Below are 15,898 nucleotides of genomic sequence, written 5' to 3'. Positions count from 1 at the left end.
GTGGCGGGCGCGGTCGGGGAGGTACGCGGATGCGAGCAGGGCTACATCTCCGGCCTCGACACCGGGGAGGATGTCACATGGCGTCCCTTCGGTCAGCGAGCCGTCTCATCGACGGCTTTACTCACCTGTTTAGCGGTTTCCGGTTTGTCCAGCACATATCTCATGCACTGGACAAACAACCCTTGGTGCGACGGCGGACCCACTTCCTCCCGTCATGACATGTGAGCAGCCCATCGCCGATCCGGGCGAGACGCGCTCAGCTGTGCACCTTCTTCCCGTCCGCGCCGACCGCGTACCAGTCGGCGCCGAAACTGTTGAGGTCCTGCCCGGTCGTCTCGCCGGCCTTGGTGTCCTTGATGAAGTAGTAGAGCGGGTAGTGGTTGTAGGTCACCTGGGTCGTGCCGTCATCCCGCTTGGTGGTGCCGAGCAGCTGCTCCTTGACGCCCTTGCCCGCTCTGGGCTTTCCATCCGTGAGGTACGGCGGCCACGCCTGCGCGCAGGGGCCGGAACACGACGACTTCCCGCCCTTGTCCTTCTCGAAGAGGTAGAGCGTGCGGCCCCCCTCGCCGACCAGTACCTTTCCGATCTTCGTATCTCCCAGCCGGACCTCGGCCCTGGTCCCCGACGGGGCCGAGGGCGAAGACGGTGCAGGGGTCCCCGGCGATGTGGGCGACGCGTTGACCTGGTTCGCGACCATCGGCTCGGTCGCGCTCCCGTCCCCGGCGCCGCACCCGGCCGCGAACACCCCGAGCGCGAGCACGCCGGCATGAAGCAACTTCCTCATCTCCGACCCTCCAGGTAGCGGTGTACTGCTGCTGCACAGCAGACACTCCGCGCCCCCGGCACGGGGCCACGACACGTACCGCTTGGCCATGCCTTTGCTCACCGCCGACATCTCGCTCAGTGGAGGCGAACCGGCCGGACAGGTCCCGGTCCCCACCACCGCTGGGAGCCGCCGTCGAACGGGTGCCGGAGCAGGTTCCGGGCGGCGCCACGGTCCGGGCCACCCTGTGTCCCCTTCAACGCCTGTGCCCGAGAGCACATCGACCGGTAACCTCACCGACGAGACGCTGCTCCGCCCCGCACGCGACACCGACATCGCTCCTCAAGCACGACCCTTCCCGCCCACGACGCTCAGGGGCAGGGCCGCTCTCTGGATTCGATGCGAGAGAACTACAGATTGTGGGGTAAAGGTGGCGGTCGGACGGGATTCGCAGGCGCCGAGGGGAAGGCTACGGCTGTACGGGTGGATGCTCGCGCTGGCCGCAGTGGTCCTTATCGCGGACCAGACTTCGAAGACCTGGGCGATCTCGGCGCTCTCGGACGGCGAGCGTATCCCGGTGATCCCACAGCTGATCCAGCTGCGGCTGCTGTACAACCCCGGTGCCGCGTTCTCGATCGGGGCGGGCACGACGTGGGTGTTCGCGCTGGCGGCGGCCATCGCGGTCATCGGCATCCTGTACACGGGGCTGCGGCTGCGCTCGGCCGCCTGGACCGTCGCGCTGGGCGGGCTTCTGGGCGGCGCCACGTCCCACCTGCTTGATCGCCTCCTGCGTTCCCCCGGGTTCGGCCGGGGGCATGTCGTCGACTTCATCGACTACGGCGGCCTGTTCGTCGGCAACGTCGCCGACATCGCCCTCGTCGGAAGCTGCGCCCTGCTCATGCTGCTCAGCCTGCGCGACGTCCCCCTCGGGGAGGTGGCCGACCGGGGGCATGCCTGAGTCGCGAGCCGCACCACCCCCGGGCCCTCTGCCCCTGTCACGAGAATTGCCGTGCCCCTGTCTCACCCGGCGGAACAGCCGTCTCCGGCGGTTCCAGGAGGCCGGAGGTCTGCCAAGGTGGCGGCCCTGACCGATCCTTCCCCTCCTCCCTCTCCGGCTCTCCTCTGACGACGAGGCTGACTCCCGCGACCACCGGCTCGCACGGGGATGCCGCCGGCAGGCGCATGGCAGCGCGCCCCGAAACCCGCACCCGTTCTCCTCCGCCTCCCCTGGAAGGCCGAGCGTGCCGGGACCCGGTTGTGCGGCGCTTGCGGATCGCCGTGCCGGCCTCCGGCCACCGCGCCGTCCAGGGCGCCGATGTCGATGTGCACACGGACCACGTGGGCGGGCGCGGCGGTGCGGCCCTCTAGTGGACGCCGGAGCGGCGGCGGTGTGCCTTCTGGCGGCATGCCGCGCCGCAGAACCTGGCGGGCCTGCCCGTGCGCGCGACGTGGATCGGAGCGCCGCACACCTCGCATCCCGACGGGCCCACCCCGGCACGACTTTCGTTACGCGGTGCTGCCGCCACCCATGTTCCGTTACGGTTGACCGTCACGTTGTCGCGTTTCGTCGCGCTGTCACGTCGCATCGCCCCCCGCGCGCCATCGCGTCCCGCCACGGCCGGCTCGGCCTCCGCGCGGGCGTCGTAGTCCGCGCGTGCGGCGGCGATCTCGTTCTGGTGCCGCTCCGTCCAGGTGACGAGCGACTGGATGGTGTCGTGCAGGGTCACGCCGAGCGACGTGAGCTCGTAGTCGACCCGGGGCGGCACGACGGGGTGCACAGTGCGGCGCACCAGGCCGTCCCGCTCCAGATGGCGCAGGGTGACGGTGAGCATCCGCTGGCTGACGCCGTCGATCTCCCGGCTCAGTTCGGTGAACCGGAGGATGCGCCGGTCGAGGAGCGCGATGACGAGCAGCGACCACTTGTCCGCGACGCGGTCGAGGATCTGGCGGACCTCGCAGTCCTCCCTGGTGTCCCACTGCCGGGCGTCGACGTGGGAGCCGGTGTCCGCGCAGTGACTCGGTGACTTCGAAGTGCCTTCTTCCATGGTCGTTGATGGTGCCTCATGATGCGACTACTTACAAGAGGGAACCAATCACGGTCCCTCCCTTCCCGCAAGGAGCCGTCTCGTGTCCACACCACTGTCCCCACCGCCCGGCGGCGCCGACCGTACGGATCACATCGGCGGGCGCGCCCGGGGCATGCTGCTCGTGCTGTGCGGCGCGATCTTCCTGGAGGGGATCGACGTGGCGATGCTGAACGTGGCTCTGCCGTCGATCCGCGCCGATCTGGGCCTGACCACCGGATCGCTGAGCTGGGTGATGAGCTCCTACATACTCGGCTACGGCGGCTTCATGTTGCTGGGCGGGCGAGCCGCCGACCTGCTCGGCCGGCGGCGGATGTTCCTGGCGTGGCTCGGCGTCTTCGTCGTCTTCTCCGGCCTGGGCGGGTTCGCGACCGAGGGCTGGGTCCTCGTCGTCGCCCGTTTCGTGACGGGAGTGGCCTCCGCGTTCATGGCGCCCGCGGGCCTCTCCATCATCACGACGAACTTCGCCGAGGGGCCGCGGCGCAACCGTGCCCTGCTGGTCTACGCGGGTACGGCCGCGGCCGGATTCTCCCTCGGCCTCGTCGTCGGCGGCCTGCTGGCCACGGTCAGCTGGCGATGGGTGTTCTTCGCGCCGGTGATTCTGGCCTCCGCGATCCTCCTCGCCGCCCTTGCCCTCATCCCCGGCGACAGCCGCCCGCCCCGCTCCACCGGAGGCTTCGATCTGGCCGGTGCGATCACCGTGACCGGCGCGATGTTCGCGCTGGTGTTCGCGGTCGTCCGGCTGGAGGACCCCGGCTCGGGATGGGGCTGGACGGTCGCCGCGCTCGCCGCCGGGCTCGTGCTGCTCGCCGCCTTCACCGCGATCGAGCGGCGGTCGGCCGCACCGCTGATACGCCTGGGCATCCTGCGCTCGGGTCCGCTCGTCCGTGCCAACCTCGGCGCGCTGCTGTTCGGCGGCTCGTTCTTCGGATTCCAGTTCCTCGTCGTCCTCTACCTGCAGGAACTGCGCGGCTGGTCGTCGTTGCAGGCCGCCCTGGCCCTGCTGGTCGTCGGCATCGACGCCGTACTGGCCCCCACCCTCACCCCCCGGCTGGTGAACCGCTTCGGCAACGTCCGGGTGATCCTCGGCGGGCTGTGCCTCGCCGCCGTGGCCTACGCCCTGTTCCTGCCGGTCGGTCTCGACTGGACGTACGCGGCGATGTTCCCGACCATGCTCCTGCTCGGTCTCGCCTTCGCCCTGGCGTACGGGCCGCTCACCATCGCCGCGACCGACGGCGTGCCCGAGAGGGAGCAGGGGGTCGCCGGCGGCCTGCTGTACACCTCGTTCCAGTTCGGCTCGGCGCTCGGCCTGTCGGCGGCGACCGCCGTCAACGTCGCCGCCACCGGGGCCGGCGGATCGCTCCTGGCGGGGCTCGACGGCTTCCGCGCGGCCCTGTTCGTCCCGGTCGTGATGGTCGTCGCGGGAGCGGCCATCATGGTGTCCGGCCTTCGCGGGCGCACCGGGTCCGGCGGCACCCGCCACCGGACCCCGGTCGTCGCCGAGGCCGGGTAGGGCGGGCGTTCCGGGATATCGACAGGATCGGCGACGCGCTGGGCGGGAACCGCTTCGCGACCGACTTCGACCACGGTGACGGGCCGGCGCCCGATGAGGCCCGATCGATCGTCGACCGGGCCCCCGTGCACTGACCCTGCACCCCCGTGTGGAGACGCCCATCAGGTCAGAAGGCGTCGCCCCAACGGCCGCAGTCGTCGAACTTGTCGGTGCCCTCGCACACCCGGACCTTGAAGTCGTCGAAGCCGCTGCTCCCCTTGAACCCGCCGAACCGGTCGATGTCACCGTGACCGAGGGTCTTGAAGACCTTGGTGTGCGAACCGAACCGGTCGTGCCACTTGAACCACACGTAGCTGTAGGAGCGGTCGCGGTCACGGTCGAACAGGTCGCCGTAGAACCAGTAGCGGCCGCCCTCCTTGGTCCAGTAGCCCTTGAAGTAGGACCGGTGCCCGAAGTCCTCGCCTTGGCCGAAGCCGGAGTAGTAGGGGCCGAAGAAGTGCTTGCTGAAGGTCTGTGCCTGCTGCGGGGCGGTCGCGGTGGTCGTCGTGCCGGCGGTCGAGGCCGTCGCCGCCGGGGCCACGGCCACACCGGCCAGCAGTGAACCGGCCAGGGCCGCTCCGGCGAGAAGTGCGCGCTTCGTGCTCATGTTCATGCTCCCGTGAGTGCGGTGTGGAAACTTGTCGTTCGGACACCACAGACGTTAGAAAGCTACGAAGAACCCTTCTGCGTACGAATCCACACTCATCCCCGAGAGTGCACTATTACGCATTCCCGCCCTTCTATGACGGCCGAGGGACCCGCACCGCGGCGGTCCGGGATCGAACGGCTCCCGATGCCGGCGCCACCCGAGTCATGATCACGTCATCGCTCCGGCAGGGATCTCCATGAGGGCGCGCTGGATCGGCCGGGCGACGGTATCGATCATTACGGTGCTGGCGCGTGAAGATCCTCATGCTGACGGGCGCCGCGGCGTCCGCCCTCGTCCTGTCCCTGCCCGCCATCGCCGCGACGGCACCGGCCGCTCTTCCCGAGCCGCCGTCCGTCACCGTCGCCCGAACCGAACTCGACCAGTTGAAGACGGCGGAGCCGCGCCCGATGACCGGCTACTCCCGCGCCAAGTTCCCGCACTGGTCCGCTCAGGGCGGCGCCTGCAACACGCGCGAGAAGGTCCTCGCCAGGGAAGGCTCGCTCGTCTTCCAGGACGGCCGGTGCCGGGCCGTCTCCGGCACCTGGAGGTCGGCCTACGACGGGAGGATGATCGCCTCCGCGAGCCAGGTCGACATCGACCACATGGTCCCCCTGGCCAACGCGTGGCGCTCCGGCGCCGACGGCTGGACCACGGAGAAGCGGGGCGAGTTCGCGAACGACCTGAAGAACTCCCAGCTCATCGCCGTTTCCGCCGCGTCGAACAGGAGCAAGGGCGACCAGAGCCCCGACCAGTGGCGCCCGCCGCTGGTGAGTTACTGGTGCACCTACGCGCGTGCCTGGACCGACGTGAAATTCGACTACGACCTCACCGTGACCGATGCCGAGCGGGCGGCACTGAAGAGCATGCTCGACACCTGCGACGCGGAATGAACGAGCGGTACCGGTCCGAGGTGACCGCCGGTCCCGGTGGGGTGATGACCGACGAGGTGGGAACCGTCACCGGAGACCTCACCGTGGTCACCGAGATCGCCGGCGGCCAGGCCGCCGTCCGCGTGCAGTACACCGGCGCGGAGGAGTGGTACGTCGCCACGGGCAGCCCGCTCCCCGTCTCGGCGGGCAGTGGCGAGGGGATCCACGAGGCGGTGGTGGCGATGATCCGGCACGGCGCGCCCGAGGGCGTCGCCCAGGCGACCGGCTGACACCACCGTCGACGCCCCGCTCTCCGGCCGGCGGGGAGCGGGGCATTTCTCGCGCGTACCAGGCCGGCGCGGGCGGTGCTCCTGGTCGTGGTCGGCCCGGGATCGTCCAGGCGCCGATGAGAGGGTACGCGGATCTGCGTACGGTGAAGCCTCGGGTGAGCGGATGTCCCGGCGCGGCCGCGCGCCCAGACTCTGCGCATGCCGACCATGCTCATTCGTGCCTTCCGCGTGCCCGACCTCCGGAAGAAGATGCTCTTCACTCTGGCGATGATCACGCTGTTCCGGTTCGGGCAGATCCTGCCCGCGCCCGGCGTGAACGTGGTCGCGGTGCGGGAGTGCCTGAACACGACCCGCGGCGGGCTCATCGACATGTTGCAGCTGTTCAGCGGCGGGGCGATGCTGAAACTGTCGGTGTTCGCCCTCGGGATCATGCCGTACGTCACCGCCGGCATCGTGATCCAGTTGCTCACCGTGATGGTCCCGCGTCTGGAGGCGCTCAGGAAGGAGGGGCGTCAGGGGCAGGCGAGGATCACCCAGTACACGAGGTATCTGACGGTGGCACTGGCCGTGCTCAACGCCACCACCGTCGTGTCGCTGGCTCGCGCGGGCCGGATCTTTCCCGGCTGTGACCGGCAGATACTGCACGACCGGAGCCCGATGACGATCGCGGTGATCGTGGTCACCCTGGTGGCCGGGACGTGCGTGATCATGTGGCTGGGCGAGCTGATCACCGACCGGGGGATCGGGAACGGCATGTCCATCCTGATCTTCACGCAGGTCATCGCCGTGTTCCCCTCCTACATGTCGAACATCTTCCTGCTCAGCCCGTTCGCCCTGGCGACGATGCTGGTCGCGGGCGTCTTCCTGGTGGCGGCGGTGGTCTTCATGGAGCAGGCGCAGCGACGGATCCCGGTGCAGTACGCCAAGCGGCTGGTCGGGCGCAGGATGTACGGCGGAACCTCGACCTACCTTCCGCTGAAGGTCAACCAGGCCGGGATCGTCCCCGTCATCTTCACCTCGTCCCTGCTCTTCCTGCCGCAGCTGGCGATGCAGCTGATGGGCGGCACGGGACCGGTCGCGGCGTGGATCGCGCGCTATCTCGTCTCGGGCGACCACCCGGTCTATGTGACGACGTACCTGGTGCTGATCGTGGCCTTCACCTACTTCTACGTGTCGATCACCTTCGATCCCGCGGAGGTGGCCGACAACATGAAGCGGTTCGGCGGGTTCGTGCCCGGCATCCGGCCCGGACGCCCCACCGCGGAGTACCTGCGGTTCGTGCTCTCGCGGTTGACGGCCCCGGGAGCGGCCTATCTCGGCACGCTGTCGCTGATCCCGATCATCGCGTTCATGCTGCTGCGCGATCCGGCGACCCAGCAGAACTTCCCGTTCGGCGGAACCACGGTCCTCATCATGGTCGGGGTGGGCCTGGACACGGTGAAGCAGATCGAGGCGCAGCTGGAGCAGCGCGACTACCGGGGCTTTCTCAGGGGATCGTCAACCCGGATCTGACCGCGAAGACGACCAGCTGGGCGCGGTCGCGGGCGTGCAACTTGACCATGGCGCGGCTGACGTGGGTGCGAACCGTCTCGGGGCTGATGACCAGCTCCGCGGCGATCTCGTCGTTCGATCGGCCGGTGGCGACCCAGGCGACCATCTCCCGCTCCCGGGGAGTGAGGGTGTCGAGGCCCTCGACCGGGGTGATGTCGTGCCGACCGAACAGCCCGATCACCTTCCTGGTGACGGACGGGGAGAGCAGGGCCTCGCCCGAGGCGACGACCCTGATCGCGTGGGTGAGCTCCTCGGGAGCGCTGTCCTTGAGAACGAATCCGCTGGCCCCGGCCTGGAGGGCGGCAAAGATGTACCGGTCGACCTCGAAGGTGGTGACGACGACCACCCGGGTGGTGTTGAGCGCGGGATCGGCGGCGATGGCACGCAGCGTGTCGATGCCGTCCATGCCGGGCATCCGGATGTCGAGGAGGAGGACGTCGGGACGGGTGTCGCCGAGCAGCCGGAGAGCCGCGGCGCCGTCCGCGGCCTCACCGGCGAACTCCAGGTCGGGCTCCCTGTCGATGAGCGCCCTGAGCCCCATGCGCACGACGGCCTGATCATCGGCGAGCGCCACGCGGATCGTGCCCGCCGGGGAAGTCACGAGGTGTCCTGCGGCGTCAGCCACCGCGGGGCGTCGGTCGTGGAGCTCTCCGGCCTCACGCGATGTCCGGGGAAGGCTTCACGTCGTGCCCGGGGGGAGCCTCGTGCGGTGCGCGGGGAAAGCAGGCCACGACCTGGAACCCGCCGCCCTCGCGAGGGCCCGCGCTGAAGGCGCCGCCGGCCTCCGTCACCCGGACCCGCATCCCGGCCAGCCCTCGGCCCTCGTCCGTTCCGGCACGGCCGCTCCCCCTGTCCGCGACCTCCAGAACGAACCGGCCCGGGTCGCCGGAGACCCGGACCAGGGCTCTGGTCGGGCCGGCGTGGCGCAGGACGTTGGTCAACGACTCGCGCACGACGCGATAGACCGTGCCTTCGAGGTGCGAGGGAACGCTCGGCTCGGCCGGTTCGACGTCGACGGGCAGCCCCGCCGCGCGCACTCCGTCGATCAGCCGGAGCAGGTCGTGGTCGGCGGCCACCGGGTCGATGAGGTCGAGCGCGGAGCGGAGCTGGTTGAGCGCCCGCACGCTGGTCGAGCGGATCGCCTCCAGCGACTCGCGAACCTGGTCGGGCCGCTCGTCGAGCATGAGCAGGGCGACCCCGGCCTGCATGGCGATGGTCGCGAGGCCGTGCCCGGCGGCGTCGTGCACCTCGCCCGCGATGCGCGCCCGCTCCGCGGCGATCAGCTCCCGTGCGCTCGTCGACGCCCGCGCCGTCTCGCCGACCGGCTCGGTGACCGTTTTCACCAGCAGCGCCGGACGGACCGGCGCCGCGGTCAGACCCCAGCTCGCCGGGACATCCGTGCCCGTGATCCGGTCGCGCGAAGTCTCCGCGTCGAGGACCTGGCCCGCCGGGAGACCCGCGCCGGAGAACCTGGCCGCGACACCCGCGTCCAGGGGCTGACTGGCCGCGCTGCGGGCCTGGACGAGACCGCTGGACGGCCACGGGATGGCCAGCCAGCCCACCCAGGCCAGCATGAGGATGACCGGCAGGTCACGGACCCGGCCCAGGCGGGAAAGCGCCACCGCGGCCGCCGCGAGGGAGGCGTGCGGACGGCCGTCCGGATGCGTGGGCTCGGTCACCGTCCTCCATCAGAACAGACTCGGGTGAACCGATCCTAGCCAGTGCCGGGCGGTCCCGTCCGGACCCGGAGGTGAGCGTGCCCTGACCGCCTACCGGCGGTCTCGCAGGGATTCCAGCAGGCGCGACAGCTCCTCGGTGACGGCCGGGAGGTCGCCGGGATCCGTCGAGCGGGCCAGCCACAGGGCCGCCTCGTTCATCGCGCCGGACAGCAGCCGGGCCAACGGCTCCACGGGTCGGCGGGCGATGACCCCCGCCTCGATCAGCGTGACGAGCGCCTCGCTGAGGTGCCGCGCCGAGGACGCCTCGTCCATGGCCCGCCACTCGTTCCAGCCGAGCACCGCGGGGCCGTCGACGAGCATGATCCGCTGTATGTCGGGGTCGCGGCTCACCGCGAGGAAGGCCCGGCATCCCGCGACCAGCTGCTCCCACGGGTCGTCGTGCGCGTCCGCCGCCGCCGAGACCCGCTCGCCCACCTCCCGCTGCACCTGCTCGACGACCGCGTGGAAGAGGGCGGCCTTGCTGTCGAAGTGGTGGTAGAGCGCGCCCTTGGTCACGGCCGCCGCCCTGACGATCTGCGCCAGGCTCACCGCGGCGTACCCGTGCCGCGCGAACAGCGTCCTGGCCTCCGTCACCAGCGTGCGCCTGGTCTCCAGTCGTTGCCGTGCCCGATCCATCGCGGCCTCCATCATTGGCATACCGATGGTATGTTAACCTCACATACCGATGGTATGTGAATATGTCGAAAGGAGGGGGCCGTGTCCCTCACCAAGTCCCTCAGCAAGTCCCTCAGCAAGTCCCTCACCAGCTTCTACCCGGTCGTCTGCACCGATCGGATCACCGAGTCCCGTGACTTCTACCAGCGGTTCTTCGGCTTCGAGACGGTGTTCGAGGCGGACTGGTACGTGAGCCTGCGACGGCCGGAGCCGCCGTACTACGAGCTGGCGCTCGTCGACCACGACCATCCGACCGTGCCGGAGAAGTACCGCTCGGCGGTGCGAGGGCTGATCCTCAACTTCGAGGTGGCCGACGTCGACGCCGAGCACGACAGGCTGGTACGACGGGCGGGACTCCCGGTCGAGCTGACGCTGCGTACCGAGGAGTTCGGGCAGCGGCACTTCATCGTGGCCGCCCCCGACGGCGTGCTCATCGACGTGATCACCCCGACCGAGCCGTCCGCCGCCTACGCCGGACAGTACGCCGCTCCGTGACCCGGTGCGGCTCCGGCTGTTCCGGTCTCTCCGCGGACCAAGCGGTTCAGCCCCGGCCCAGCCGCCTGCCGAGGCGCTGGGCCGGGGCCTCGATCAGCCGGTGGGTCAGGTAGCAGAGCGGCAGCAGCGCGAGGAAGAAGAGCGGAAGGTTCGGGCTCACCCGCAGCAGGAGCGGGTGGAGCAGGTAGAGGGAGAAGCTGATCACCCCGAGGTGGGCGAGCCACCGGGGGAACGACCTGTGCCGCAGCGCGAACGCGCCGCCGAAGAAGGCGGCGGCCAGCAAAAGCGCGGGTGCCCAACCGGGATCGTCCTTGGCGAGGGCCCCGCAGGCCAGGACCGTCAGCACGGCGGCGATGGCGGCGGGCCATCGGATCGTCCCCTGCTCGGCACGGTAGACGGCCGTACCGGCGAACATCATGGCCGGCACGATCAGGCCCTGCCAGGCACCGATCCTGCTGCCCAGGACCACCAGCGCCAGCCCGAGCAGGCCGCCCGTCACCGCGGCGGCCGTGCGCGCCCCGCCGCGCGCGGCCGCCGACACCACGATGACCACGACGACCGCGACGCCGAGGAGCGCGGCGACCAGGTCGGCGCGGCCACCGATGACCGGACGGGGCAGCAGGAGTCCGAGAGGTACTGCCGACACCGCCAGGACGATCGCGACCGCCGCCGACCGGTGCGCCTGCCGCACGGTGAACAGCCCGACCGCCATCAGGTAGAACGCCATCTCGTAGGAGAGCGTCCACATCACGTCGATGACGGCGGGCACGCCGAGCAGCTCCTGCAGCATCGTCAGGTTCCCCAGGGCGACGAGCGGCGCCGGGCGGGCGCTCACGCCCGGGTGGAGGGCGAACGCACCGGCGTAGGCGAGCAGGAACGCCAGGCCGAGCGCGGCGAGCAGCAGGGGCAGGAGGCGGAATGCCCGGCCGACCCAGAAGACCCGCGGGTCGCCGCGCCGCTCCAGGGAGGCGGGGATGATATAGCCGCTGACCAGGAAGAACACGAAGACGCCCCAGGTGCCGACGTCGATCCTGCGGTCCACCTCGGCCCAGAGGTCCGGGATGAAGGTCCACCCGGAGTGGTGCAGCGCGACGGCCAGCGCGGCGGGTCCCCGCAGGGCGTCCAGCCAGGCCAGCCGGGAGGGAGTCGGGGCCATTCGCCCGACTTTAGGCGATAGAAACTAGTTCTCGGGTGCCGCCCGGTCCGCGGTGTCAACAGCCCGGTGAACCGGCCCGCCTCTCCGTGGACGGGCGTCACTGCTTGCGGCGGTCCGGCGCGGGCACTCCCAGGAGCAGCTCGCGGACGGCGTTCCAGGTCCGGTGGAGAGCCGCCTCGACCTCGGGAGACCTGTCCCCGAGGATGCGGGCCCAGGCGCCCCGGTCCCCGGGCAGGACGCTGGCACCGGCCCGCAACCCGGTGCCGGCGAGCACCGCGTGCATCGTGTCGGCCACGACCTGCGCGGGCTGCGCGGCGGTGACGACGTACAGGGAGGACAGCAGTCCGAATCCGGCCATCACCGCGGGTCCGGTCACCGGCCGTTCCCCCGGCACCAGGCGGAGCGGGTCGGCGAAGAGCAGCCGTGCCGAGGTGTCACGCACCTCGACGTCGCTGCAGTACGCCGTGTACGCGTGCCGCTCCCCCCGCGCCAGCCTGCCGGCCATCAGCGTCTCGCCCAGCACCACCGTCGCGTCCGCCGCGACGGTGACACGGAGCCGCTGGTAGTACCGCGAGCCGGCGAACGGGATCGTGGTGTCCGGCAGGTACTCCAGGTAGCCGCCCGGCCCCGCGGTGAGATTGACGAGCTGGGTGGCGTAGTCCTGTTCCATCCGGTAGATCCGGGTGGCGGCCTGGGTGGTCAGGTGGACGGACGAGCCCTCGCCGCAGGAGACGTCGACGCGGTAGCGGTCGCCCTGGAGAACGCCGCCGCCGGAAGACATGAACATGAGGTACGGCATGTCCGGGCGCTCGGGGTCGTAGTACAGCGGGCGGGCGATCTGCAGCGGCGTCTTCTGGTAGTGACCGGTCAGCTCGGTCCGCCCGCCGGCCCGCTCGAACGCCAGGTGCAGGATCCCGACCTTGCCGGGGCTGCCGACCGGCAGCATGTCCAGGTCGGCGGCATGGCGCGCCACCGAGCCCGGCAGCCACTCCGGCTGGTAGCGCTCCGGGACCAGATGGTCGATCACCGCCCCGGAGCGCACATCGCCTCCAGCCGCGCCTCGATGAAGTCGGCGACCTCGGTGACACCGGTGCCGGCCAGGCAGTCGGTCAGCACGACCGGCCCCGCCCCGCGCACCGTGTGCGCGTCCCGTTCCATCACCGACAGGTCGGTGCGCACGTACCGGGCGATGTCGATCTTGTTGATGACCAGCAGGTCGGAGTCCGTGGTGCCCGGGCCGCGCTTGCGCGGCATCTTGTCGCCCGCGGCGGTGTCCAGGACGAAGATGTAGACGTCGGCGAGCACCGGGCTGAAGGTGAGCGTCAGGTTGTCGCCGCCGCTCTCGAACAGCAGCATGTCGATGTCGGGGAACCGGTCGAGCAGCTCGGCCGCCGCCGCCAGGTTCATGCTCGGATCGTCACGGACCGCGGTGTGCGGGCAGGACCCCGTCTCGACCCCGACGATCCGCTCGGAGTCGAGCACCCCGGCCATCGTGCGGCGGACGTGTTCGGCGTCCTCCTGTGTGTAGATGTCGTTGGTGATCACGCCGGGGCTGTGCCCCCTGGCGATCAGGATGGGGACCAGCATCTCGATCAGGGCCGTCTTGCCGGATCCGACGGGCCCCCCGATACCGACCTTGAACACCTTCCGCGGTTCCATCTCGTGCCCTTTCAGGTGATGAACAGACGGGCCGCCGCCCGCTCGTGCGCGGCCGAGACCGTGTCGGCGATGGGTACCGAGCCGTTCAGGTCCATGGGGTCCTCGGCGGCGAGCGCCGCCCGCGCGACCCGGGCGAGGTCCGGCCGGACCTCGCCCAGGATCCGCTGGGCCCGGCGGAAGTCGGTGCGGCCCAGCCGCACCGCCGCCGCCGTCCAGCCCGCGGCGAAGGCGTACAGGTCACCGGCCACCGCGTGCGCGACGGACACGCCCATGCCCGCGTGGATCACGCCGACCACGACCGCGTGGTTGCCCGGCACGGCCCTCTCCGCCACCAGGGCCGCCAGCCGGGCCGCCTCCGGCGAGGCGAACGCCCACACCGCCGTGTCGAGGACCTGCCGGCCGGTCCTGACCGAGGCGGAACGCTGCTCGCGGTTGAGTTTGATCGCGTGCAGCCGCTGGTCGACCTCGACCAGCCGGTCCCAGTCGCCCGCTCCGGCGGCGCGGTGCGCCAGCACCAGGGCCGTCGCGTCCCCCGGCCCCACCGAGTTGTACAGCAGGTCGGTCAGCAGGCCACGCAGGTCCGCCGATCCGGTCGCCCCGAGCTGGACGTACCCCTCCAGCCCGTGCGAGAGCGTGTACAGCCCGCTCGGGAAGCCGGAGTCGGTGAGCTGCAACTGGGCGAGCAGCGGGCCCAGGTCGGTCAGGCTCATCAGATGAAGTAGAGCCTGTTCAGCGGCAGCTTGGTGGCCGGCTCGATGCTGACCGGCTTGCCGTTCACCGAGACCTTGTAGGTCTCCGGATCGACCATGATGTCGGCCAGCGTCGAGTTGCGCAGCATGTGGCGCTTGTCGACGGTCCGGCACTGGCGTACGCCCCGGACGGTCCGCTCCAGGCCGAGCCGCTCGGGCACGCCCGCGTCGATCCCGGCCTGCGACATGAAGGTGACGCAGGTCTCCTTCAGCGCGGTGCCGAAGGCTCCGTACATCGGCCGGTAGTAGACCGGTTGCGGCGTCGGCAGGGACGCGTTCGGGTCGCCCATCGGGGCCCAGCTGATCATGCCGCCCTTGACGATCAGGTAGGGCTTGGCCGCGAAGGAGTGCACCTGCCAGAGCACGATGTCGGCCAGCTTCCCGTCCTCCAGCGAGCCGATCGTGTCGGCCATCCCGCAGGTGCGGGCCGGGTTGATGGTCAGCTTGGCCAGGTAGCGCAGCACCCGGAAGTTGTCGTTGCGCGCGGAGTCCTCCGGCAGCGCCCCCCGCTTGTCCTTGCAGTGGTGGGCGATCTGGAAGGTGCGGGTGAAGGACTCGCCCACCCGGCCCATCGCCTGCGAGTCCGACCCGATCATGCTGATGATGCCCAGGTCGTGCAGGACGGTCTCGGCGGAGATGGTCTCGGCGCGCACCCGGCTCTCCGCGAACGCCACGTCCTCGGGGACGTCGTAGCTGAGGTGGTGGCAGACCATCGTCATGTCCAGCAACTCGTCCACCGAGTTGGCGGTGTAGGGCAGCGTGGGGTTCGTGGAGGCCGGCAGCACGTTGGGCTCCCCGGTCACCCGCAGGATGTCGGGGGCGTGCCCGCCGCCCGCGCCCTCGGAGTGGTACGTGTGGATCGCGCGGCCGTTGATCGCGCTGATGGTGTCCTCGACGAACCCGGCCTCGTTCAGCGTGTCGGTGTGGATGGTTATCTGGATGTCGTACTCGTCGGCGACGGACAGCGAGCAGTCGATGACGGCGGGCGTGGTCCCCCAGTCCTCGTGCACCTTCAGCCCGCAGGCGCCCGCCCGGATCTGTTCCTCCAGGGAACCCGGCAGGCTGCTGTTCCCCTTTCCGTACACCCCGATGTTGATCGGAATGGCCTCGTACGCCTGCAGGATGCGGGCGATGTTCCACGGTCCCGGGGTACAGGTGGTGCCACGGGTGCCGTCGGCGGGACCGGTTCCCCCGCCGACCAGGGTGGTGATCCCGTTGCTCAGCGCGTTCTGCGCCTGCTGCGGGGAGATGAAGTGGACGTGGGTGTCGATCGCTCCGGCGGTGGCGATGAGGTTCTCGCCGGAGATCACCTCGGTGCCCGCGCCGATGACGAGCCGCCGGTCGACCCCGTTCTGGGTGTGCGGGTTGCCCGCCTTGCCGATCCCGGCGATCCTGCCGTTCTTGATACCGATATCGCCCTTGACGATGCCCAGGATCGGGTCGATGACCACCGCGTTGGTGATCACCACGTCCAGGGCGGCCGTGGCGTTCCGCGAGGCGGGGTCGGCCGACATCCCGTCGCGTGCCGTCTTGCCGCCCCCGTACTGCGCCTCGTCCCCGTAGTGCCCCTCGGTGTGGTCCTTCTCCACCTCGACGACGAGGTTGGTGTCCCCGAGGCGGATCCGGTCCCCCACCGTGGGGCCGTACATGGTCGCGTACTGCTTACGACTGATCGTGGTCATCGGGGT

General features: G+C 70.4%; 17 protein-coding genes. 6 read left to right on the top strand and 11 right to left on the bottom strand.

All coding sequences use genetic code 11. The features are described 5' to 3' along the window. Window positions 1–256: 256 nt before the first annotated feature. Window positions 257–784: a COG4315 family predicted lipoprotein gene (locus ACWD3H_RS29115; protein WP_451957249.1), complete on the bottom strand. Its 528-nt coding sequence runs from the start codon at window positions 782–784 to the stop codon at window positions 257–259. A gap of 409 nt (window positions 785–1,193) precedes the next feature. On the opposite strand from ACWD3H_RS29115, the gene ACWD3H_RS29110 reads away from it, so the two are divergent. Then, window positions 1,194–1,721 carry a signal peptidase II gene (locus ACWD3H_RS29110; RefSeq protein ID WP_451957248.1) on the top strand — a complete coding sequence of 176 codons (528 nt, stop codon included), beginning with the start codon at window positions 1,194–1,196 and terminating at the stop codon, window positions 1,719–1,721. 406 nt (window positions 1,722–2,127) lie between these two features. Here the strand turns inward: ACWD3H_RS29110 and ACWD3H_RS29105 are convergent, their stop codons facing one another. Beyond that, entirely contained in the window at window positions 2,128–2,808 is a 681-nt protein-coding gene (locus ACWD3H_RS29105; RefSeq protein WP_451957247.1) for a winged helix-turn-helix transcriptional regulator, read from the bottom strand. Window positions 2,809–2,890: 82 nt separating this feature from the next. Between ACWD3H_RS29105 and ACWD3H_RS29100 the strand changes: the two genes are divergently transcribed. Beyond that, window positions 2,891–4,360, top strand: coding sequence for an MFS transporter (locus tag ACWD3H_RS29100; protein ID WP_355548061.1), 1,470 nt, complete (start codon window positions 2,891–2,893; stop codon window positions 4,358–4,360). Between the two features lie 166 nt (window positions 4,361–4,526). Here ACWD3H_RS29100 and ACWD3H_RS29095 read toward each other — a convergent pair whose 3' ends face one another. Continuing rightward, complete coding sequence (locus ACWD3H_RS29095) at window positions 4,527–5,006, bottom strand: hypothetical protein (RefSeq protein WP_355548058.1); 480 nt, start codon at window positions 5,004–5,006, stop codon at window positions 4,527–4,529. Between the two features lie 293 nt (window positions 5,007–5,299). Between ACWD3H_RS29095 and ACWD3H_RS29090 the strand changes: the two genes are divergently transcribed. The 3 genes from ACWD3H_RS29090 to secY all read left to right on the top strand — a co-directional run bounded on the left by ACWD3H_RS29090 (window position 5,300) and on the right by secY (window position 7,719). Further along, entirely contained in the window at window positions 5,300–5,938 is a 639-nt protein-coding gene (locus ACWD3H_RS29090) for an HNH endonuclease family protein (protein WP_451957246.1), read from the top strand. Continuing rightward, window positions 5,935–6,207 carry a hypothetical protein gene (locus ACWD3H_RS29085; protein ID WP_355548052.1) on the top strand — a complete coding sequence of 91 codons (273 nt, stop codon included), beginning with the start codon at window positions 5,935–5,937 and terminating at the stop codon, window positions 6,205–6,207. Before ACWD3H_RS29090 ends, ACWD3H_RS29085 begins: the two co-directional genes overlap by 4 nt. 198 nt (window positions 6,208–6,405) lie before the next feature. Continuing rightward, on the top strand, window positions 6,406–7,719 hold the full coding sequence (gene secY, locus ACWD3H_RS29080) for a preprotein translocase subunit SecY (RefSeq protein ID WP_355548049.1): 1,314 nt from the start codon (window positions 6,406–6,408) through the stop codon (window positions 7,717–7,719). Here the strand turns inward: secY and ACWD3H_RS29075 are convergent. The 3 genes from ACWD3H_RS29075 to ACWD3H_RS29065 all read right to left on the bottom strand — a co-directional run bounded on the left by ACWD3H_RS29075 (window position 7,694) and on the right by ACWD3H_RS29065 (window position 10,127). Beyond that, a complete protein-coding gene (locus ACWD3H_RS29075; RefSeq protein WP_350923148.1) occupies window positions 7,694–8,359 on the bottom strand; it encodes a response regulator transcription factor in 666 nt (221 codons plus the stop codon). The two genes, secY and ACWD3H_RS29075, sit on opposite strands and share 26 nt — an antisense overlap. Before the next feature lie 55 nt (window positions 8,360–8,414). Then, window positions 8,415–9,437 carry a sensor histidine kinase gene (locus ACWD3H_RS29070; protein ID WP_451957245.1) on the bottom strand — a complete coding sequence of 341 codons (1,023 nt, stop codon included), beginning with the start codon at window positions 9,435–9,437 and terminating at the stop codon, window positions 8,415–8,417. 90 nt (window positions 9,438–9,527) lie between these two features. Next, window positions 9,528–10,127, bottom strand: coding sequence for a TetR/AcrR family transcriptional regulator (locus ACWD3H_RS29065; protein WP_451957276.1), 600 nt, complete (start codon window positions 10,125–10,127; stop codon window positions 9,528–9,530). Between the two features lie 66 nt (window positions 10,128–10,193). On the opposite strand from ACWD3H_RS29065, the gene ACWD3H_RS29060 reads away from it, so the two are divergent. Continuing rightward, window positions 10,194–10,646, top strand: a complete 453-nt coding sequence (locus tag ACWD3H_RS29060; protein ID WP_451957244.1) for a VOC family protein — start codon at window positions 10,194–10,196, stop codon at window positions 10,644–10,646. 46 nt (window positions 10,647–10,692) lie between these two features. Here the strand turns inward: ACWD3H_RS29060 and ACWD3H_RS29055 are convergent, their stop codons facing one another. From ACWD3H_RS29055 to ureC, 5 genes are all read right to left on the bottom strand, one after another. Continuing rightward, complete coding sequence (locus ACWD3H_RS29055; RefSeq protein ID WP_451957243.1) at window positions 10,693–11,802, bottom strand: acyltransferase family protein; 1,110 nt, start codon at window positions 11,800–11,802, stop codon at window positions 10,693–10,695. 97 nt (window positions 11,803–11,899) lie between these two features. Further along, window positions 11,900–12,844 carry an urease accessory protein UreD gene (locus tag ACWD3H_RS29050; RefSeq protein WP_355548032.1) on the bottom strand — a complete coding sequence of 315 codons (945 nt, stop codon included), beginning with the start codon at window positions 12,842–12,844 and terminating at the stop codon, window positions 11,900–11,902. Continuing rightward, complete coding sequence (ureG, locus tag ACWD3H_RS29045; RefSeq protein ID WP_451957242.1) at window positions 12,826–13,461, bottom strand: urease accessory protein UreG; 636 nt, start codon at window positions 13,459–13,461, stop codon at window positions 12,826–12,828. Before ureG ends, ACWD3H_RS29050 begins: the two co-directional genes overlap by 19 nt. A gap of 11 nt (window positions 13,462–13,472) precedes the next feature. Next, on the bottom strand, window positions 13,473–14,171 hold the full coding sequence (locus tag ACWD3H_RS29040) for an urease accessory protein UreF (protein WP_451957241.1): 699 nt from the start codon (window positions 14,169–14,171) through the stop codon (window positions 13,473–13,475). Continuing rightward, complete coding sequence (ureC, locus tag ACWD3H_RS29035) at window positions 14,171–15,892, bottom strand: urease subunit alpha (RefSeq protein ID WP_355548022.1); 1,722 nt, start codon at window positions 15,890–15,892, stop codon at window positions 14,171–14,173. Before ureC ends, ACWD3H_RS29040 begins: the two co-directional genes overlap by 1 nt. Between the last annotated feature and the right edge of the window lie 6 nt (window positions 15,893–15,898).

The organism is Streptosporangium sp. NPDC002607 (assembly GCF_053592655.1).
This window is presented reverse-complemented; position numbering and strand designations above follow the sequence as displayed.